This is a genomic window from Moraxella sp. CTOTU47724, from assembly GCF_032014955.1.
Classification (GTDB): Bacteria; Pseudomonadota; Gammaproteobacteria; order Pseudomonadales; family Moraxellaceae; genus Faucicola; species Faucicola tetraodonis.
In genome coordinates, this window is record NZ_DALZSV010000037.1 from 1 (window position 1) to 22,158 (window position 22,158).

The following is a 22,158-nucleotide window of genomic DNA, read 5'->3' on the forward strand; positions in this document are numbered from 1 at the left end:
TCACTAGTGACACTACTAGTTAAAATCTCAGGTAAGCCATGCGATATATGACTTACCTGCCTTGTCCTCACTCACATTTTTTGCGGTATCGACCCCATTTTGAGCAATTTTTTATGCCAACTGCTAATTTAGACCCAAAATCCAGCCCAACGCCAAGCCCGAATATTAACCAACCGCTCACTACCCACCCTGCCAAACCCAGTGGTTGGCAGTTAGCCTACGATATCATCATGATGGTTGCCATTGTGTTGGACTTGCTGCTCATGGGGTTTGACACTTTGATGCTAAGTAGTTTTATGGCAAAAATAGCAAGTTGGCTAGGGTTTTTTGACAGTATCATCAGTTATCAGCAAGGATGGCACGAGCCAATCAAAGTAGCTGGGGGTCTATTTACCATCTTTTTGATAGCCGAGCTTTTGGTTCGCTGGTTGATTGCCATCGCCCAAAAACGCTATTACCGCTGGTTTTTCTTTCCATTCGTGCATTGGTATGAGGTGTTGGGCTGTGCACCGCAGCTGCGCGCATTACGACTGCTGCGCGTTGGCGTGATTGGTTATCGTCTGCATGAACTGGGCTACAAAGTTTTGCCCGCCAGTTGGCTTGCCACTATCAAATTTTATTATCAAATGATTATGGAAGAGATTTCTGATCGGGTGATTTTAACTGCGATTGACAATATCCGCACCGAAATAAGCAACACCGATGGGCATTTGGTCAAAAACATCATCGACAAGCATCGGGATGACATACAAAAGGTCATTGTCGAAGTGCTGCAGCAAGAAGCCACACCGTTATTACGATCCACGCCCGCCCATCCTGCCATCTTTGCCAAACCTTTGGCAGAACAAGTGGGCCTAGCCATTCAGCAAGCGCTGACCGATACGCCCGAGCTGCATCGCATCTTACGATTGATACCGATTGCCGGTAGTCTGATAGAAAACCAAATGCACAGCATCGGGCAACACATTGGGGAGAATCTAACCTTAAGCTTGACCACCAACCTTACCAAACCGCAAACGCTCACGCTGATATATGAAGAAATCGCCAAAAGCTTGGTGCAAATTGACGTCACTAGCCCTGCGCTAGAAAAATTAGTTAGCGATATTATTGATGATAGTTTGACGTCACTTGCCAACCAAGTTCGTATTCAACAATGGAAGCACCAAATACGCTGATTCAATCCACGAGTTTGGCTGGCAGCTAACGACTGTGCAACCCTTTTTTTATCGCCCTATTACGGCTTTGGTTGCCAAACAATAAATAGCGCGGTGAATGGTTGTTGTTTTAAATAATACTTGCTAATATGCGGTATGAATCGATTTTGATGTATAAAAAGTTATTATAAAAAGGTTTTTCATGACACAGCCCGCTGCCCTTGATTTGACCCAAGATAGTTCATCACAAAACTTACAAAGCCTTAACGTATCCGAGCAGGATGCACCGCAAAGTCAGCAGCCAGCCAACCCATTACCCACCGACCCTGTAGCCACTAGCGTGAAACTTACGGGTAGACTCCTCAACTTTACCCGCCTAAATATTGAAGGCAATGATATCAAAGTAATTTTGACAAAGATTGCACAAAAGCTAGGTCGTCAACGCCAGTCCAACTTACCGGTGATTGTCAGCTGTCAACAGCCATTAAATTTAGCCCAGCTTTGGGGCGGCTTATGGGCGCTAGGGTTACAGCCGATTGGGTTGGTGACAGGCGCCAATGACGCCCAAGCCAATGAGCTTCGCATTGCCATTTTTCCAGCGGATGGGCAGCGCATTGACGGTAAAGCAGCAAAAAATGTGGCGACGGGCAGTGAGCGCAAGCCAGATAGCACAAAAAGCAACCCATCGTCTCAACACGTGGCGCAGCCCCCTAACCAATCACCCGCATCCGACAGTCAAGTGACTGAGCGACAAAATCAAACCGCTAATGATATCGCAGCCAATAATACCGCAAGCAATGAGACCACAATCAATGAGACCGCAGCTGCACCTGAAAAATTTGTCGCCTCACCGCATCACCAATCGCAGCCTGAAGGCGATTTGGTGCATACTCAAATGCTGCGCTCCGGTCAAAGTATCAATCATGTAGGCGGTGACGTGATTTTGACCAAAGGCATCAATGCCGGCGCGGAAGCGATTACCGATTATAGCTTACACGTGTATGGCAAAGCCGAAGGGCGATTGGTCGCAGGGGCGACGGGCGACACCAACGCTAAAATATTCTGTTTACGTTTTAACCCGTCACTGGTGTCAGTTGCGGGCACTTATTGCCTAAAAGAAAATATTCCCATTGAGTATTTGGATAAAGCGGTACAAGTCAGCTACCTTGATGGTCAAGGGTTGGTGTTTGAATTGATGGAATGATAGTCACCCAAACAAACCTATACCATAATCTATGCAAAAATCGCCAATCTCTCGATTAACTTCGAAAAGTTTTTTATGCTAAACTAGTCCAATTAACCAAATTTGGGCTAACTAAAATTTAAGCCTTAACTTTTAACGATTTACGTTAATTTATATCCATATTTTTCAAACCAGTTTAGCGTGAATGTGTGTATGGCTTGATGATTAACCAATACAGCCTCACTGACACCGTGCTATGAATAGGAGTATGCCAAAGTGGCAAAAATCGTTGTTGTAACCTCAGGAAAAGGCGGGGTAGGCAAAACCACCACTAGCGCCTCTTTCGCTACAGGTCTAGCCCTTCGCGGCTTTAAAACTGTAGTGATTGACTTTGACGTGGGTCTTAGAAATCTTGACCTCATTATGGGCTGTGAAAACCGCATCGTGTATGACTTTGTTGATGTTATCTCAGGGAACGCGCGCCTGTCACAAGCTTTGGTAAAAGACAAACAGCTCAATAATTTGTTTATCTTACCTGCCAGCCAAACCCGCGACAAAGATGCCTTGACAGATGAAGGAGTCGCCGAAGTCATTAATGAGTTAGCCAAACAATTTGACTACATCGTGTGTGACTCGCCCGCCGGTATCGAGCGTGGTGCTCAGCTTGCTATGTACCATGCTGATGAAGCCATCATCGTGACCAACCCAGAAATCTCATCGGTGCGTGACTCAGACCGTATCATCGGTATTTTGCAAAGCCGTACCAAAAAAGTTGAAGAAGGTACAGGTGTGGTACGTGAGCACTTGGTCATCAACCGCTACAACGCTGAGCGTGCGGAGCGCGGTGAGATGATGGACATCAACAGTATCTCTAATGACATCCTAAAAGTGCCACTACTTGGCGTGATTCCTGAAAGCAATAGCGTACTTGAGGCATCAAACCAAGGTGTCCCTGTGGTGCTAGATCAAAATTCAAAAGCCGGTCAAACTTATGATGACATGGTCGCTCGTTTCTTGGGGGAAGAACGTCCCTATCGCCATATCGAGGTGAAGAAGAAAAGCTTCCTACAACGCTGGTTTGGAGGTTAGGCTATGGGATTTTGGAGTAATTTATTTGGCGGTGAGCAAAAGTCAAACAGTGCCAATACTGCCGCAGAGCGCCTAAAGGTCATCGTTGCCAGCGAAAACCGCTTGCACAATCGGTTAACCCCAGAGCGTATCGAAAAAATGAAACGTGAGATTTTGGCCGTGGTCAATACCTACGTGTCAGGTGTCAACATTGATGACGTCAATATTCAACATCACAATGAAGCGAACATGGAAGTATTGGAGATGAATATCAGCTTGCCTGATAGTACACGCCAATAATTCATATTGCGCTTAATCTAGATTGTTTTTAATCTAGCTTGCTTTTAAAAAATTGTTACTAAAAAGCCCATCATACATGGGCTTTTTTATACTATCAGCTAACTTAGCGCATACGGCGAATCAAATGGTCTTTTTGGATAAATTGGTGATACAGCGCGCCGATGATATGCAAAGCCGTGAACACCAGCAGCAACGTCCACAACAGATTTTTATGAATTTTTTCCAACGTGCCTGACAAATCACTGTTTTCACTGACAAAGGCTGGGATATCAAATAGCCCAAACATACTCACCCCTTCCCCATCAAACATGACAGACAACCAGCCCGCTAAAGGCATGGCAAGTAAAATCAAGTACAGTGCTAAATGGGTTAAATGCGATAGTTTATTTTGCCATTTTGGCATCGGCACATCGGCAGGTGCTTTGGTAACAAAACGGTTGATAATACGCCCTACTGTCCAAAATAACACACTGAGTCCAAACGCTTTATGCAAATCAAAATAGGTAAAGTCAGTTGCATCTTCATTCAGCTCAATCATTGCCCAAGTTGCAATCAACAATACCACGCTAATCCAATGGAAAATACGTGACGATAGCGACCATTTGTTGATACCGTGTGGGGCAATCGGCTGTGGCGCTTCATTTGCAGGAAATAATGCCATAATGAATTTTACCTTATCATGATTTGTTTTGGGTTATTCTAGCAATGTTTGGGCAAAATAAAAGTAACAGACTGTTGGCAAAATAGCACAAAAGCGGACTGGGTCTAACTATCTAAATCCACCAAGAAATGCGAGAGCTTGTCCAAATCTGGCACTACACATAGCTCACCTGCCAACATGACTGGCTGAAAAATATAGGCGTGCTGTAGGCTGTAGTCTGCCAAATTCGGTGCACGTGAACTCTCAACGACCTCATCATCTGGCGCGTTTAAGGCGGTTAATAAGTCAGGATAGTTAGTCGCTAATTCAGCTTGGTAAGTGGCGTCATCAGCGTCTTTGAGATCAGCAATACGCACAGAATGGAAAGTCACTTCGCCGTGAATTTGCAAGGCAAGACGATGAATATCGGTGACGCTTTCTAACACCACTAAGTGGGTGGGCTGCTCATCTTTTGGCAACAAGTGATACACTGACACTTCTTGACCGCGCCAAATATAATTCCAAATGCGCTCATCATAGTTATCAATGCTCAAAATCAAGGCTTGCGGCACAATCCAGTCAGGCGAACTGCTAGAAGGAATTCGAGCAATGGTTAATTGACCTGTGGTGATACTTAGGACGCCTACATCTTCATCTTGCTTAAAGTAACGGTTTAACTCGTTTGCCATGGCTTGCTCATTTTAGTGATTAATAAGAAATTTAGCGGTCGCTACCAGCCTATAGCATTAGCCACACAAGGCGATTAGCTGCTCAGCTAACTGCTTAGGGGTGCCAACAAAAGTAACTTGATTGCTTTCAATCATGCTTTGTGGCTGACTGGCGCAGGTGCTGCTATCAGGGGTTTGTGCCCAAATAATACTGCCATTTTTTTTGACCGTCGCTGCCGCATCACTACCATCATTGCCCATACCGGAGAACACGATAGTGATTAAGTTGTTGCCAAACGCTTCGCTGCAATTACGCATGACCTCACTGATTGGGGGTTTGTAACTGCCTTGCCAAGGTTTGCGCTGCAAAATTACCCGTCCATTGGAATCACACACCACGCTGTGGTCAATCGGTAAAATCAAACAACGCCCTGACAATAATTTTTGGGTATTGGTCACTATGTCACAGCGCCACTCGTTGTGACGATTTAAAATTCTTGGCAAGGTGTTGAGCATATTTTGGTTGAAGTGCTGCGCTAGTAACAGCGATACTGGCAAATCTTCGGGCAAATTATCTAAAAATTCCTTAATGGCGAGCGGTCCGCCCATTGATGCTGCGAGCAATACCACATATTTCCACGGTTTGATTTCACGCTTGGCAGCCTCATAGTGCGCTAGCAAATCGCTACGTTCTAGCATTATAGCGATTTTTCGCTTGAGTTGGCGTTGCCATTTGGCATATAACAGACTTTCATTGATATAAGGTGCCGTGACAAAGCCCAGTAATACAATCTTAGTCAAATTGACATTCAGCTGTTTTTCAACATTTTGAATGACTGCGTAATCATCTTGGGTATCGACTAGCCATACATCCACTTTTTGCTGAAAATGTTTTTCGGTCAGCTGTGACGCTACCAAGCATTCCACGATTTCAAATCCCCATGAACGAATAGTATCGCTAAAGGCAAGCCGTTGCTGATTTTCCTCAGCAACGATAAAAAATCGCAGCGGTGAGTGCTTTGACAGCATGAATGATTGTATCCTTTACATGGTCGGCTTAGTCAGTTTTTGCTTGTTGGGTAAAGCGCGCTAACGTGTCTAACAGCATTTGTTCTTGGAATGGTTTACCCATGTATTCATTTACCCCGATACCAAACGCCCGTTCACGGTGTTTTTCACCGGTACGCGATGTAATCATGACGATAGGGATATGCTTAAGTCGTGGGTTATGGCGAATATGGTTGGCGACTTCAAAGCCGTCCATACGTGGCATCTCAATATCCAATACAATGACTTCCGGTAGCATTTCTTGCAGTTTTTCTAGCGCATCAATACCATCCGTTGCCACTTGGGCATCATAGCCGTTACGCTCCAGTAGGCGCGAGGTGACTTTACGTACGGTTACTGAGTCATCCACAATTAGTACCACGGGTTTGTGCGCTTGTTTGACCGACTTATTGGCTTTTTGCTGCTCGACTTTGGCGATATTGCTGACATTACGCATCAATGCCACCAAGTCAAGAATGAGCATGACCGAACCATCCCCCATGATGGTAGCAGCCGAAATTCCATCGATATGTGAGAGCTGACGACCGAGTGGTTTGACGACCACTTCAATACGAGAGCCTGCAATCATATCCACTTGCAGCGCCATGCGCTGACCTAAGTCAGTACGAATAATAATCACGGGTACGCTGCTTGACTGGTGCGCTAGTGCATCCACCGGGTCGCTACCGTACAAAATCTGATTGAGATAGCGCAGACGATAGGCTTGTCCATCGATATTGATGCTATCGGCATTCGTGGTATAAAAATTAGCAATCGCATCGACATTGACCCGCATCACACGTTCAATTTGCACCAATGGTACAGCAAAGTATTTATCGCCTGCCCTAACCATCAAGGCATCAGACACCGCAACCGTCAATGGTAAACGCATGGTAAAGCGTGAGCCTCTGCCAGGCTCAGAGTCGACAGTGACTACACCACCTAGCTGTTTGACCTCACTTTGTACCACATCCATACCTACCCCACGGCCTGAGATTTGTGATACGGATTTGGCGGTGGACAGACCCGCGTTAAAGATATACTGCATGATATCAAGTGTTTTTAGACTGCTATCTTTGGCAGAAATCAAGCCTTGCTCAATCGCTTTTTGGCGTACCGCATTCACATTAATACCGCGCCCATCATCGATTAAGTTGATAACGATTTCACCGCCTTCACGCAGCACTTCAAGCGTGATTAAGCCTGTTCTTGATTTACCACTTTCAATACGTTCTTGCGATTTTTCGATACCATGGTCAACGGCGTTACGTAGCATATGCTCAAGCGGTGAGGTAATACGCTCAAGGATATTACGGTCAATTTCACCTTCATCGTTTAGGATTCGCAGTTCAACAGACTTGCCAAGCTCGGTGGCTGTTTGACGGACGACCCGTTGCAGACGTGGCGTGATACGCGAGAATGGCACAGTACGTGAGTCCATCAACCCTTCTTGCAAATCGGACTGGGTGCGTGATAACTGCAGTAGCAAGTTTTCGGTTTCACGGGTTTTATCGAGCATGGTGGTTTTGATGTCTAACAAGTCCGATGCCGATTCCGAGAGCGATTTTGACAGTTGGTTGAGCGCTGAATATTGGTCCATCTCTAACGGGTCAAAGTCATTTTCTAACGCATGTTCATCACCAATTTGTGACAAAATTTGAATCTCAAGCTCAGTTTCCATACGGCGTAGCTGATCTGCTAGACGCTGTACGGTTGCGCCCATCTCTTCGATATTGTTTGATAGACTCGATATACCCATCTCAATTCGTGAGCGGTTGATCGCGGACTCACCTGATAGGTTAATCATACGCTCCATGGTACTTGCAGAAATCCTAAGCGTCTCAGCATTAAGGCTCGATTGATCTTGCTCAGATTCAAAGTTACCCGTCATCAGCGGCATGACGCTTAGGTCGCGCTGTTTGACTTCTAACGTGTCTTGCCCGAGACTACTGCGATAGATATCAATTTGTTCAATTTGGCTGGTGAGGTTAACATTGGGGATTTCTTTTAAGCTATCAGGCTTTCGCGAGAATTGTTGCAGCGCTGCAACCAACGCCACCGGCGTTTGTGGGTTAAATTTATTTTCTAATACATAAATCGCACTTGCTAACCAGTCATGACACACCGCCAATAGGTTACCAATCATCCGAGTGGCAGGTTTGCGGCGGCTGCCTAGCTCTTCGTAGATGGTTTCCATTTCGTGCGCTAATGTAGCAATCCCTTCTGCACCGACCATTCTTGCGCCACCTTTGATGGTGTGCAATTCACGTTGCAAGGCTTGTAATGCTGCAAGATCACTGTTATTACTACGGAACTCTTGTAAATGCAGGCTGCTGCTATCAATCAGCTCTTTGGCTTCTTCAAGATACACTTTTAAGATATCTTCGTCAGGCTCTTGACCTTTCCAAGTCTCTAAACGACGCTCTTCAAAGTTGTTAATAATTTCTTCGATGTAGAGTGGATCATTTTTCGCAAGTGCGCTATCACCCTCTTTGGCAGGTTGTTTTTGCTCTATCGACTCTTCAGGATTGGCTTCAACAATCAGTGGCACCGCAAATACCAAGTCCCGACTTTGTACTGTGCCGGCGATGACCTCATCGATTTGGCGGGCAAAATCTGTGGCTTCAAAAGAGCGACTAAATTGTCGAACTTGCTTGAGCTGTGAGGCAATGGTTTCATGCAGTTTTTGTAGCAATGAAGCGGTATCGGTATCACTAGGTAAAATACCTTTGTCAATGGCGTCATACACTTGCTCACCACGTAGCGCCATCTCGACAATACTCGATACCCCGATTAGCTCTGCACCCCCTTTTAAAATGTGCATATAATTAGCTAGTTCTTTGACCACCGCTAAATTGCTAAGGTTATTGAGCCATTGGTTGTAGTAATTTTGCATATCGGGCTGAATGGTTTGCACTTCATCCAAGAAAATCTGCAACAGTTCATCGTCGGTAGCGATTGTCTGGTACTCGATAGCATCCATCTCAGCTTGGTACTGACTTTTTGCCAATAATTTTCTTAAGCTTTCAATCGCCTCTTCATTGATATTGACGCGCAGTCCTGCTGCAATGGCGTCAAACATATTGATGAGCTGATTGTGTACGCCCACTAAGGCATCATAAATGTCTTCATTTTTGGCAAATTGCGGATAATCAGCGAGTTTTTTATAGGCAAACTGTAAGGTGCTTGGAATGATAAAATAACTCAAACCTTCAGTCGCTTGCGCAAGCCTTGAGGCTTGTTGTTCAAGCTGCTCGGCATAAGCAATAACTTGTTCACTCTCACCAGCAAACTTAGCCTGTGCTTGCTGATCGGCATCTAGTAAGTCATCAATCCCAAGCGCCATCAAGTCTTTGACCGTCAGTTTTGTGCTTTCATAAGATTCAGTATTGGCATCTGTTAGCCGTTCAATCAAGTCGGCAACAATGTCAGTGTTATCTTCCACCACCGTCACATCATGATGGATTTTATGCTCATCAATGTAGGTTTGCAGTAGATCTTTGGCCTCTTGCAAGGTCAATAACTGGCTAGCAGTAAGCGGCATTTCATTATGTAATAAGTCGCCCAGTGCTTCTTCTACCGCCGCGCTTAAGCGATAAACATTGTTGAGTTCAATCAGCGCTGCGCCACCACGCAAGGTATGGAATGCACGTAATATGGCATCAGGCACATGCGTTGCAGGTTCACCCAAATGGTGGGTAATAAAGTTATCAATATCGACCAATAACTCGTCTGCTTCTTCAATAAATACGTCATCAGCGACATCCATTTCACTACTGATGTCACTAATGCCACTGACATTCTGTGGCGCTTGAGTTTGGGCGGTGGCGTTAGTAGACGAAAGCGCCGCATCAGTGTGTGGCGCACTTGAGTGTGACGCACTTGGCGAAGCTGCTGCCTGTCCCGCGAAAGCGGATAAGGCTTGATGATAGCTAAAGCTGTCGCCATGTTTTTTGGCATAGCTATTAGCGACGGCTTGCCATAATTGAATCACTGCGGGATAATCTGTACGATTTTGGGCAAAAATCGTGATGAGCCCGCCAAATGCCTCAATGACATCACCAACTAGACGTAAAACCCCCTCGTCTACTGTTATGGTATGGTCAAGCACGCGATTGAGCATGTTCTCAATCGACCAGGCAAGCTCGCCTAGCTGATTGGCGCCAACCATGCGACCTGAGCCTTTTAAGGTATGAAAACCTCGGCGGATTTCTTTTAAGGTATCAAAATCATTGGGCTTAGCTTGCCAAGCTTGGTTAAGCGGTGCAATTGTCTCAATCACTTCATTGGCTTCTTCGATGTAGATTTCTTGAATATCGGGATCGCTGACTGCATCTGTAATCGTCGTTAGCTGCTCATATTCGCGAGCCACCACTTCAGGTAAGGCATAAATATCCCCTGTGGTTGATGGCGCAGTGTCGCTCGCAGCTTCATTGCCTTGAGCCACATTATCACTGTCTTTAGCCACACTAGCACTGACTGGTACAAGGCTATTTAAGCCATTGGTTTCTGACAGACCTGTATTAATCGGCTGCTGCTGTAATAGATTAGTCGCTTGCAATACCGTAACCGCAGGGTCAATACTTGGCGCCCGCTGCTGCTGAAAATCTTCAACCAGTGTCGGCAGTTTGCGATGGGTATCTTTGATAAAGCCCACTAACGCATCACTAACCGCTAAAGTGCCATCTAGCACACGGTTGAGCATGTTTTCTACCGCCCAACACATCTCACCAATTTGATGAGCGCCGACCATACGACCTGAGCCTTTTAAGGTATGAAAACCTCGGCGGATATCTTTGAGCGCGACTAATTCACGGGTATCCACTTCCCATACGGGAATTTGCTCACCCAACTCAGCGAGGACTTCTTGCGCCTCTTCAATGAAAATGTCTCGGATATCTTCATCCATACTATAGTCATCATCTTTGAGGGCTTGCCTTGCAACCGCCAGCGCTTGCGATTCTTGCACGCCAGGCATTTGCATCATAGGCGTTTGCGTGGCAGCCGTTTGCGTGGCAGGTATTTGCGTGATAGACGCTTCTCCAGCAGTAGCTACCCCTTGTGATAGTGATTTAATATCACTGGCAATACGTTCGCCTTCATCATCGTAAATCACCGTATCTCTGCCAAAGTGCTTGGTGGGTGCTACCACTTCAGCGGCGGTTAATGGCGTTTCGATTAAGCGATTAAGCAATAAATTGGCGCGGTTAAGCTGTGTTTGGGTTTCATCCAAAAATTCTTCATTGACAGACTGATTGGATAAATAATCCAAAAATAGCTCAAAGCGGGCAATCATGTCGGCGATGGCATCACTGGCTTCCCAGCTTAATACCTGTACCGAATTTTTATGGATACGGCTAAATAATAAGCGAATTTGTTCGACCAATTCTTTGGGACGTGTTAAGCCTAATGCCCCAAAAACTTGAATGGTGGCAATCAATTCTTCATTGGCTGTTAACTTATTTAAGTCACGGGTTTGGATATATTGATTAAACGACCGCTTGATATTTTCAACATGCATGCGCGTTTGCCGCACTGCTTCATTTTGCGGATTGCTGGCATAGGCAAAATGCTGTAAGCCAATTTGGCTATCAAGGGTTTCAACCGTTGACAACAACTGGCTATAAAAATCTTGCAGCTGGCGTTCTACCTGCCAAGTCAGTGATGACGCCATAAAGGTATCTTGCGTCATCAAACGCACATCATCGATAATTTGCGCCATTTGGTTTTCATAAAACACCCAACCGCGATTTGCCAAACTATTTTTGACCGATTCTAGCAGCGGCAAAATGGTGAGCGGCTCATGCACTTGATAAATAATTTTTTCAAGTTTTTCTAATACTTGACTAAATAGATTATCAAGCGTGTCACCACTATTGATATCCAAGCTTGATAACAGGGCTTTAGCGTCATGCGATTTGTGGGTTAACGCATTGAGCGCTAATAACACATCAACTGCCAGACGAGACACGGTAATATCAGGGGTGAGAGTCAAATCATGCGTCAGCACCAATGACAGACTGTTTAATAGCGAAGCATAAGCGGTTGGCGCAGGCTTGTCATTGATGGTTAGGTTATTGCACCACACTGCGACCAACTGCCAAAATTGACGCCAAGCAGGATTGATGGCAGCCTGGGATAAATAGCCAGCAACCTTGGTCAGTGCATCTAAATGTTTGCTATCGTTGGTCGCGTTTTGTAGTAGTTGCAAACTGGTATAACGCCAGATTTTAAGTAACTCATCGGCTTGGGCACTGTCCCATGAATGTTTGATGTCTGGCGTGGGTAATTGGCTTAAAAATAATAAAGTATTGTCTGTGGCAGCTTGGATGGGCTCATAAGATGATGCTATGCCAAGCAATTGCTCAAAATAAGCGATTCGGTCATTGACCCAGTCGGTATGAATCTGCTGTTTAGCTTGTACTTGTTCAATATCAAATTGCAGCAACCTCACCGCATGGCTGATTTGACTAAAATACTGCGGGGATAAAGTTTCTTGCTGAATGGCGATAGTGGTTTTATCAAGCGTTTTTGCCAGTTTTGATAAGGCTGGCTGGTTGGCAAGCGCGAGTGCACCGGTGATTTGGTGCAAATGTTGACCGATTAACTGCCACGCTGGCTGCGTGTCCTGTCGTTGTAGCAACTGGTTAAGTTCACCAAATACGTCTTTTAAAACAGGCATCAACCAGTCTAAGGCGATCAAATTACGTTGTTTACTCATACCATATTCCTAGTACAACGACTGTCAAAAACGATGACGATTTTTCTCGATGTTAAGTTAGCTGTAACGCAGTCGTTTATTAATTTCTTATATCACTTAAAATAACTTACCCGCTGTCTGGCGTCAACTCAGGTTGATAGCTTTTATAACCTTCAATATTGACTTCACTGATTAGCGCTCAATATTTGCCACTGCTTTGAGCCAATCTGGGGCAACCGTTTTGCAATAGCCATTGATTGTCGGTACGGCAATTTGCTGTAAATCTGGATCACTAAACACCAGACTTTCACCTGCGCCTAATAACAAAACACCATCATCCGCCAAATAACGGGCTAAATAACGCACGATGTCACGCTGCTCAAATTGCCGAAAATAAATTAACACATTGTTGCAGACAATCATTTGGCATTGACCTGCCTCTAGAGGAATCGATTGCTGAGCATCGACTAAATTTTTGCTAAAAAACTTCAATTGCGATTTTATTGTAGGGATTAGCGTAAATTTATCCCTACCAACGTCTTTAAGATAGTGATGATACAGAGCAGGAATAAACGGTTTTTGCGCGTTGTCATAGTTGCCAAGCGTTGCATCAATCAATGATTGCTGGTGAAAATCTGAGCCAAACACCTGATAAACTTGCATCCCATCCAAGGCATTTTCTAGACATAGTGTAATCGTGACTGCCTCCTGCCCTGTCGAACACCCCACACTCCACGCTGTAAAACTATGTTGTTGGTTTTGTGGCTGCAAATGCCATGCGTTGGCAACTGCTTCAGCAAATGCAAAAGTAGGTAAATGCCGAAAAAACTGGGTTCTAGGAATCAATATATCATCGATTAGCTGATGATAGATAGTAGTATTCTGCACAATTGTCTGTAATAACGCCGTACTGTCAAGCGCATTGCGCCGCATATGCCGCTCAATGATACCTTTTACCCAGTTGTTCTGAGACTTTGGTAGGATAAAACCCACTTGGTGTTCAACATAGTTGAGCCACAGTGACAATGCTTGCTCAGATAGATGGTATTGTTGCATAAAAGTTATTTAGTCTTACCTCTAGCCTAGTTGTTATCGGTGAATAACTTATTATCGGTACGTGACTTGGCATTAAAAAATCTCAATTAGTGATTAAAACAACCGCGTCCAACTCCTCATCTAACACCCATACCCTTGTTTACTACTTATAATTCATCTAACAGTCATAAAAAGAAAGGTGGTAAAAACCACCCTTTACTTTTAGCTAACTGTTGATTACTAAGCCTAATTAAGCATTAGCCATTAAGCGCTTGCTAAAGCATCATCTGGCAATTTAAAGCCCGATACTGATTCTTGAAGCGCCGCCGCCATTTCATTAAGCTGACCGATTGAACGAGCGGCTGCCATGGTACCTGAGGTGGTTTGCGAGGTAATATCTTGAATGACGTTCATCGTATTTGAAATATGACCCGCCGAGGCTGCCTGCTGACGCGCAGCATTCGAGATACTCTGAATCAATGATGCCAAGTTGTTAGATACAGTTTGTACTTCTTCAAGCGCCTCACCCGCGTCTTTTGCAAGTTTTGCACCGCGTACAACTTCTGCGGTGGTTGATTCCATCGACATCACCGCTTCGTTCGTATCTGCCTGAATGGTTTTAACCAGTGTTTCAATCTGTTTGGTCGCTGTGGCTGAACGTTCTGCTAGGCGCTGAACCTCGTCAGCAACAACCGCAAAACCACGCCCTGCTTCACCCGCCATCGATGCCTGAATCGCCGCATTCAACGCAAGGATGTTGGTTTGGTCAGCAATGTCATTAATCAGTCCAACGATATCGCCAATCTCTTGCGATGATTCACCGAGGCGCTTAATACGTTTTGAGGTTTCTTGAATCTGGTCACGAATGGTATTCATACCATCAATAGTACGTTGCACCACTTCTGCCCCGTTATAGGCAATCGCAACCGAACGGTCCGCAACCGCAGCAGATTCGGCGGCATTTGACGATACTTGGTCAATCGACACCGCCATCTCATTAATCGCTGCAGAAGCTCCTGCAATTTCTTGCGCTTGGCTTTCAGAGGCTTCAGCCAGTTCAACTGCCGTTGCCTGTGTTTGGTCAGATGCGCGCGCGACCCGCTCTGCGGTGACGTTAATCGCAGAAACCAGTTGACGCAATTGGTCAATCGCAAAGTTGACCGAGTCTGCAATCGCCCCTGTAAAGTCTTCTGAGACTGTCGCGTTCACGGTCAAGTCACCTTCCGCTAAATCGCCTAACTCATCAAGCAAACGCAAAATCGCCATTTGGTTGCGTTCGTTTTCTTCTTGGATTTTACGGGCACGCTCAGATTCAACTTCCATTTCATGACGTTGGCGCAGCGTTTCACGCTCACCTTCTGCCTTCTCTCGATAGGTTTTAGCATTAATCTGGCGAGTCAAAAAGTAAATCGCCCCAATGACGCCTAATACAATCAAAATAGAGGGCAACCAAATCGTCAAAAAACTATTGGCAACACTATTATCTTGACGCACCAAAATCAGCAATTGGTAAAGTCGATAAATAAACGCCAACGCAGCCACGCCACCACAGATACTTGCCCAAAAAATCCAGTTGGTTGAGCGTCCCCTATCCATACGATAATTACTGTTGCCAGGCCCGACCGCGACAGGGGAGTTGATATTGGTACTTAGGGTCGAAGTTTTAGTATCCATGATATGGTAAACCCTCAATTATTTTAATGAGTTAGAAAATTAGGTTATAACGCTGCTTCTAAATAACGCGTGTCTTGCGCCAATAAGCTTGGCATAAACACATACCAAATCTGCTCATTTTGTTTAAACCGACCATGCGTATACTGAGCGAGCGGTGAATCATTCGGCATTTCGATAGGCTGATATTGCCCTTGACTAAAGGTTTGGATACCCAATATCTCATCGACTTGTAAGCCACTAAAGAGCTTGGGTTGATCAATTACCAAAATCTTTTGATTGGCGGATTGGTAATTTGAGCTTAGTGGATGTAAACCTAAAAAGTTCGACAAATTGGTAATCGGTAACAACCGTCCCCGCACATTGGCAATCCCTAATAGCCAAGGTTTTGACAAAGGCACTGAGGTATAAGCAGGCAAAGATAGCACCTCAGCCACATCGCCGAGTGGGGCTACCAAGTGGTAGCCACCGAGCGAAAACGCAACCCCTAACCACTGGGTTTTTTGGTCAAAGTGAGCACCTTTTTGTCGTTTGATACCGCGGTCAGCGAGTCGTAAAAGCTCAATAAAGCCATTTGAAGACACGAAACCTACTCCATCACGGAACGGATTACAGTGATTAATGCTTCTTCTGTAATCGGCTTACTTAGATAATCCCGGGCACCTTGGCGCTTGCCCCATACACGGTCAGTTTCTTGATTTTTAGTACTGATGATAACAACAGGGATATGACTGGTTTTTGGGTCACGGGTAAGTTTGCGGGTCGCTTGAAAGCCGTTCATCTCTGGCATGACCACATCCATCAAAATCACATCTGGGAAAAACTCATTGGCTTTTTGAATCCCATCATCGCCTGTATGGGCTTCAATGACTTCGTACTGATGACGGGTCAAAATATCCCGAAATTTTGCCATTTCTGATGGTGAATCATCAACTACTAAGATTTTGGCCATAGACTTACCTTTTTACCTGCTGATTGATTATATTAATCGCTTTATATTTTGCTGTTTTGTGTATCTTTACTCATGACAGCACAACTTTAAACACGCATCCCAAATCTATGCCCATCTAGGTTGCAATCTGCGCTTTTATGTTAGTCATCTCTAGTTTGGTCGTGGCTAGTGATTGTAAACTTTAAGTATTAACAACAGTGGTACTGGCATGTTGTTAATCTTCAGCACAGCGTATTAAGACGCAGGACGATGACGTTCAATGGCGTCAAATAGCTCTTCTTTACTAAATGGTTTGGTCAAGTACTCATCTGAGCCGACAATACGACCCCGCGCTTTATCAAACAAGCCATCTTTTGATGACAGCATAATCACGGGTTTGGCAGCAAAATCTGCGTTGTTTTTGATCAGTGAGCAAGTCTGATAACCATCGAGGCGTGGCATCATGATATCGACAAAAATCAAATCTGGGTTGGTATCCGCAATTTTTGCTAACGCGTCAAAGCCATCAACAGCCGTAATCACGTCACAGCCTGCCTTTGCAAGTAACGTCTCTGCGGTACGACGAATGGTTTTTGAATCGTCAATAATCATGACTTTTAGGCCTTCAAAATTTGCATCCATAATATTTTCCTAATGGTTGTTTCGCTATGATTTTGCTACCCACTGTCCTATAGCGATTGCTCAAAACTTTAAGTTATAGGCGTTGGGGCAGGTATTAAATGATGCCATCAACGCTCAAAAGTCACTGGTACAATATTTGACAATCAAACGAAGCTATTGTAAATAATTTTTATAAGATATAACAAATATTTCAGACGGATAGTTAAAAACCAACTGTATGGTGATTATTGTTAAAATACTACCATACTTTTTTGCTACAAAGTATGCTTAAATCGATGCACTTATCGTTCATTTTTAACATCCTGATGACCATTCGAGTTTGATCTGGTGACTGCTTTGGTAGATTGCCCATAGAGCCATGGTAATATACAGGTATTACCTGATGATAGAAACATGTTGAAATAAGCTTAGAAAAACGCATTGTACTGGTTATTTCTACATCATTTTATATTTTTTTAAGTTGATTGTTTGCGCTGAGGACGTCTCGTTCATGATAACATCGAAGTTTATCACCAAAGTTGTACCATTAAGCCTAGCTGTGGCTACCACTGTTATGAGTTTGAGTGGCTGCCAAAAACAGCAAAACGATAGCAAAAGCCCGTTGTCAACCCAAAACACTCAAGTCAACACCGCGTCAGCCACCACGCAAATCGCCAACAACGAGATTCAGCTATTAGCCGCTGATGTTATCACCGCCAAAGCAGACCGTTTTGAACCGAGTGTCACCGTGACAGGGACGCTCCAGCCTTCAGACCACACAGTGGTGCAATCAACCTTGAATGCGCAAGTGCAGCAAGTGCTCGCTGATGTGGGTAAAACAGTGGCAAAAGGTGAGCCACTGGTACGACTTGATATCAGTGATAGTAAAAACCAACTCGCTCAAGCGCAAGCCGATGTTGCAGCCGCCCAAGCACAAGCAATCGTCGCCAATAAACTTGCTGAGCGTAATAAAATTTTGCTCGAGCAAGGCTTTGTCTCACAAATAGAGTATGAGCGTAGTGTGGCAGATAGTATTGCCCAGCGTGAAGCCATCAAAGCCAAACAAGCCCAATTAAGTAGCGCACAAAAAATGTTTGGTGATACCACGATTTATGCGCCTACCACTGGGATTGTCAGCAGTCGCAGCGTCAATGTCGGACAGGTAGTCACGCAAAACCAAGCCTTGATGGAAATCATTGACCCCAATAAACTTGAGTTTGCCGCCAATGTCCCTAGCGAAGCACAAACACAGCTACAACTTGGTCAACAAGTGCCTTTTACTATTAGTAATCAAACCAATCAGTACATCGGACAAATTAGCCGCATTTCACCCCAAGTCGATGCCGCCACTCGCCAGCTGACCATTTATATCGCGGTTAAGCCTTCTCAGCGTAATCGTGGACTTCGCCCGGGCATGTATGCCACGGGCAAGCTTAATTATGGGGTTGCACAAGTTGGGGTATTGGTGCCGATGTCAGCGGTAATGCTCGAATCTGGAGCAAAAGGCGCAGCCAATAACTCCAGTGACCAATCCGCCACAAGTCCAACCTTAGAAGCTGGCACGATTTTGGTGGTGAGTAAAGACAATGTGATTACCAAACAGCCTATTAAGGTACTCAAACACCTTGACGATACCAGTCAGTATTTAATTGCTGGCATCGAGCCTAACACCACAGTGATTGTGGCAAATCTCAATGCCAATGATGTGGGTAAAAAAGTCGTGCTCAAATAGCTTACTGATAGTGTTTCATTCAATCATTTTATATTGTTAAAAATTTTAGTATTAGGAATTTGCTATGTGGCTTACCCGCGTCAGTATCAACAATCCTGTGTTTGCCGCCATGATCATGCTCGCGCTGATGGTCATTGGATTACTGGCAACATTTCGCATGAAAGTTGAGGAATTTCCTAATATTGAATTCCCTTTTGTGGTGGTCAATACCGTTTATAGTGGTGCTTCGCCTGAAGTCATCGAGACCGACATTACCAAAAAAATTGAAGACCAAGTCAATACCATCGCCGGTGTCAAAGAAGTGACCTCCGTCACCCAACAAGGCCTGTCACAAGTCATCGTGCAGTTTGATTTAAATATCCCATCCGATGTTGCCGCGCAAAACGTGCGTGATAAATTGGCACTGGTGACCCCCACCTTTCGGGATGAAGTCACCACGCCTATCGTTGCGCAGTACAATCCTGCCGACGCACCTGTAGTGTCTGTCACGTTTCGCTCTGACAAAATGTCGCTTCGGGAATTATCCACTTATTTAGACAACACGGTCAAAAAACAGCTACAAACAGTCACAGGGGTGGGTCGTGTCGATATCTTGGGGGGTCGTCAGCGTCAAATCCGTGTGCTACTCAATCCCACCCAAATGAATGCCTATAAAGTCTCAGTCAATCAAATTAGCAATGCGCTACGCTCAGAAAACGTCGAATTACCTGTTGGTACTATCAATAATCAAAATCAAGAAATGGTGATTCAAGTTAACGGGTTGGTCAAAACACCCAATGAGTTTAACCAAATCATTGTCGCCCAAAATCGTTCAAGCACGGGTGCTACCGTGCCTGTGTATTTATCGCAAGTTGCCCAAGTCGTTGATGGACAAGCCGAGGCTGAGTCAGCGTCGCTACAAAATGGTCAACCTGCGGTGGCAATGGATATTATCAAAATGTCGGATGCCAATGTGATTGATGTGGTTGATAAAACCCAGCAGCGTCTGGCAGAAATCCAATCGACCCTACCCCCAGGTGTCACCATGACGGTGGTGGCTGATAGCTCAAAAAGTATTCGCGGCTCGTTAAATAATGTGGTGCGCACCTTGATTGAAGGAGCGATATTGGCGGTGTTTATTGTTTGGTTGTTCTTAGGGTCGTGGCGTTCGACCATTATCACAGGATTGACGCTACCCATTTCGCTGCTCGGTACTTTAGCGGCGATTTGGACGTTTGGTTTTTCCATCAACATGATGACCCTACTGGCGCTGGCATTATGTATCGGACTGCTGATTGATGATGCGATTGTGGTGCGGGAAAATATTGTGCGCCATGTGGGTATGGGCAAACATCACCGCCAAGCGGCGCTTGATGGCACCCAAGAAATCGGGCTTGCCGTGCTAGCGACGACGCTGGTGATTGTGGCGGTATTTTTACCCGTGGCTTTTATGGGCGGGATTATCGGACGCTTTTTTTATCAGTTTGGTGTGACCGTTTCCACCGCTGTGTTGCTGTCGTTATTCGTTAGCTTCACGCTTGACCCGATGTTGTCTTCGATTTGGCCAGACCCAGATGCCGCGCACCAACATGACCGACTCAATGGGCGGGTATCGTTTCGCAAACGACCAATTGCTTGGCTATTAGCGGGTTTTCAGCGCCTGTTAGATCGGTTGACCAATCTATACAGCCATATTCTTGCGTGGAGTTTACGCCATCGTTTGATAACTGTGCTTATTGCAATTGGCTCACTGGTTGCCGCATTTTTTGCCGTGGGGTTGGTGGGCAAAGAATTTGTCCCGCAAGCGGATATGAATGAAATCAAAGTCAAATTTGAAACGCCTGTCAACGCCAATATTGACTATACCCAGCAAAAAGCAGCACAAGTCAACGCGGTATTACAAAGTTTTCCTGAGGTTACCAATACTTATGCCACGGTTAATGCGATGTCCTATAGCGGTAACAATCGGGTACAAGTGAATGTATCGTTAGTACCCAAAGATGAGCGCACGCGCGGACTAGATGCCTTAAACCGTGCCATGCGTGAGCAATTGCAGCAGGTAGGCGGCATTAAAGTCACCTCTGTGGCAGCCGCTGCCATGGCGGTCAGCGGTGGTCTTAAGCCGATTATGATATCCATCAAAGGCAATGATTTAAATGAGCTGCAACGTTTATCCAATGAGTTTATGCAAAAACTCTCAAACGTCAATGGCTTGGTAGATTTGGAAAGCACGCTTAAACAGCCCAAATCAATGGTCAATGTCACCATTAACCGAGAAGCAGCAAATGACGCCGGTCTTTCGATTGGGCAAATCGGACAAGCATTACGCCCGCTGCTGGCCGGTGACAATGTGAGCACCTTTAAAGATGACAACGGCAACAATATCGATGTCAACGTGCGCTTAAATGACGACAACCGCCAGACCATCTCGCAACTACAATCCATGTACTTGTCATCAAGCCGTACGGATCAAAATGGTCAACCAGTGCTAGTGCCGCTATCGCAAGTGGCGAATTTTAGTGAAACCTTAGGTGCACCGCAAATCAACCGGCGTTCGCTGTTTCGTGAGGTGGTAGTCCAAGCCAACACGGACGGCAGACCGGCAGGTGATATCGGCGCGGATATCACAAAAATCCAAAACGAGATGAAACTGCCGCCCGGTTACAGCTTTGCGGTACAAGGCTCTAACAAGGACATGGCAGAATCCATCGGCTACGCAACAACCGCGCTTGGACTGGCAATTGTATTTATCTATATGTTGTTAGGGTCACAGTTTAATAGCTTTTTATACCCTGTGGCGATTATGGCATCGCTGCCGTTATCGCTGATTGGGGTGTTCTTTGCGTTATTTTTATTTGGCTCTAGTCTTAATATGTTTTCTATCATCGGCATTATCATGCTGATGGGATTGGTGTGTAAGAATGCGATTTTGCTCATTGATTTTATTAAAGAATCTTTGTCAAACGGTTTGAGTCGTAATGAAGCTATTATGCTCGCGGGTCAAACGCGCCTGCGCCCCATTTTGATGACTACCGCTGCCATGGTGATGGGGATGATACCGCTGGCACTGGGCATCGGTGAAGGGTCGGAGCAGCAAGCACCGATGGCACACGCTATTATTGGCGGGGTGATTACTTCAACTTTATTGACCTTGATTGTGGTGCCGGTGATTTATACCTATTTAGATGATGGCAAACAGCGGTTTTTTCGGTTATTTGCTAAAAAGGAAGCAAAAACCCTTGCAATAGAGCGCCACGACTCACTTTAAGCAATAATTCATTACAATTTTATACAGTGTAAAGAAACTTAAGAATGAGTAGCCCAGTACAATTTTAAATTGGGCTATGCATTAATTGGGCTGTGTGATTGATAGCTGTATGATTGGCAGCTAAGAAGTTTTATAAATCTGTGTAAGACACTATCATATTG

Annotated in this window: 14 protein-coding genes and 1 pseudogene; 6 read left to right on the forward strand and 9 right to left on the reverse strand. The window is 45.1% G+C overall.

What is annotated here, in order from left to right; genetic code table 11:
• The first annotated feature begins 113 nt into the window (after positions 1 to 113).
• From RTR63_RS08200 to minE, 4 genes are all read left to right on the forward strand, one after another.
• Entirely contained in the window at positions 114 to 1,175 is a 1,062-nt protein-coding gene (locus RTR63_RS08200; protein ID WP_312523654.1) for a hypothetical protein, read from the forward strand.
• A 181-nt stretch (positions 1,176 to 1,356) separates the two neighbouring features.
• Complete coding sequence (gene minC / locus RTR63_RS08205; protein ID WP_312523655.1) at positions 1,357 to 2,358, forward strand: septum site-determining protein MinC; 1,002 nt, start codon at positions 1,357 to 1,359, stop codon at positions 2,356 to 2,358.
• A 255-nt stretch (positions 2,359 to 2,613) separates the two neighbouring features.
• Positions 2,614 to 3,426, forward strand: coding sequence for a septum site-determining protein MinD (gene minD, locus RTR63_RS08210; RefSeq protein ID WP_036592750.1), 813 nt, complete (start codon positions 2,614 to 2,616; stop codon positions 3,424 to 3,426).
• 3 nt (positions 3,427 to 3,429) lie between these two features.
• Positions 3,430 to 3,705, forward strand: a complete 276-nt coding sequence (minE, locus tag RTR63_RS08215) for a cell division topological specificity factor MinE (RefSeq protein ID WP_007115412.1) — start codon at positions 3,430 to 3,432, stop codon at positions 3,703 to 3,705.
• 103 nt (positions 3,706 to 3,808) lie between these two features.
• Here the strand turns inward: minE and RTR63_RS08220 are convergent, their stop codons facing one another.
• From RTR63_RS08220 to pilG, 9 genes and pseudogenes are all read right to left on the reverse strand, one after another.
• Positions 3,809 to 4,366: a cytochrome b gene (locus tag RTR63_RS08220; RefSeq protein ID WP_101964012.1), complete on the reverse strand. Its 558-nt coding sequence runs from the start codon at positions 4,364 to 4,366 to the stop codon at positions 3,809 to 3,811.
• Between the two features lie 104 nt (positions 4,367 to 4,470).
• Positions 4,471 to 5,034, reverse strand: a complete 564-nt coding sequence (locus RTR63_RS08225) for a hypothetical protein (RefSeq protein WP_312383736.1) — start codon at positions 5,032 to 5,034, stop codon at positions 4,471 to 4,473.
• 57 nt (positions 5,035 to 5,091) lie between these two features.
• Positions 5,092 to 6,042 carry a chemotaxis protein CheB gene (locus RTR63_RS08230; protein WP_312523656.1) on the reverse strand — a complete coding sequence of 317 codons (951 nt, stop codon included), beginning with the start codon at positions 6,040 to 6,042 and terminating at the stop codon, positions 5,092 to 5,094.
• A gap of 28 nt (positions 6,043 to 6,070) precedes the next feature.
• Positions 6,071 to 12,781: an Hpt domain-containing protein gene (locus RTR63_RS08235; RefSeq protein WP_312523657.1), complete on the reverse strand. Its 6,711-nt coding sequence runs from the start codon at positions 12,779 to 12,781 to the stop codon at positions 6,071 to 6,073.
• 171 nt (positions 12,782 to 12,952) lie between these two features.
• A complete protein-coding gene (locus tag RTR63_RS08240; protein ID WP_312383731.1) occupies positions 12,953 to 13,816 on the reverse strand; it encodes a CheR family methyltransferase in 864 nt (287 codons plus the stop codon).
• Positions 13,817 to 14,059: 243 nt separating this feature from the next.
• A pseudogene (locus RTR63_RS08245) lies at positions 14,060 to 15,091 on the reverse strand (methyl-accepting chemotaxis protein); the annotation flags it as partial.
• Positions 15,092 to 15,513: 422 nt separating this feature from the next.
• Complete coding sequence (locus tag RTR63_RS08250) at positions 15,514 to 16,050, reverse strand: chemotaxis protein CheW (RefSeq protein WP_312523658.1); 537 nt, start codon at positions 16,048 to 16,050, stop codon at positions 15,514 to 15,516.
• Between the two features lie 5 nt (positions 16,051 to 16,055).
• Complete coding sequence (locus tag RTR63_RS08255) at positions 16,056 to 16,418, reverse strand: response regulator (protein ID WP_036592735.1); 363 nt, start codon at positions 16,416 to 16,418, stop codon at positions 16,056 to 16,058.
• A 234-nt stretch (positions 16,419 to 16,652) separates the two neighbouring features.
• Positions 16,653 to 17,039: a twitching motility response regulator PilG gene (gene pilG, locus RTR63_RS08260; protein WP_159768556.1), complete on the reverse strand. Its 387-nt coding sequence runs from the start codon at positions 17,037 to 17,039 to the stop codon at positions 16,653 to 16,655.
• Positions 17,040 to 17,529: 490 nt separating this feature from the next.
• Between pilG and RTR63_RS08265 the strand changes: the two genes are divergently transcribed.
• Together RTR63_RS08265 and RTR63_RS08270 are read left to right on the forward strand one after the other, a co-directional pair.
• Entirely contained in the window at positions 17,530 to 18,750 is a 1,221-nt protein-coding gene (locus RTR63_RS08265; RefSeq protein WP_312523659.1) for an efflux RND transporter periplasmic adaptor subunit, read from the forward strand.
• Between the two features lie 64 nt (positions 18,751 to 18,814).
• Positions 18,815 to 21,997 (forward strand): efflux RND transporter permease subunit, encoded by a 3,183-nt coding sequence (locus tag RTR63_RS08270; protein WP_312523660.1) that lies wholly within the window; start codon positions 18,815 to 18,817, stop codon positions 21,995 to 21,997.
• Positions 21,998 to 22,158 lie beyond the last annotated feature (161 nt).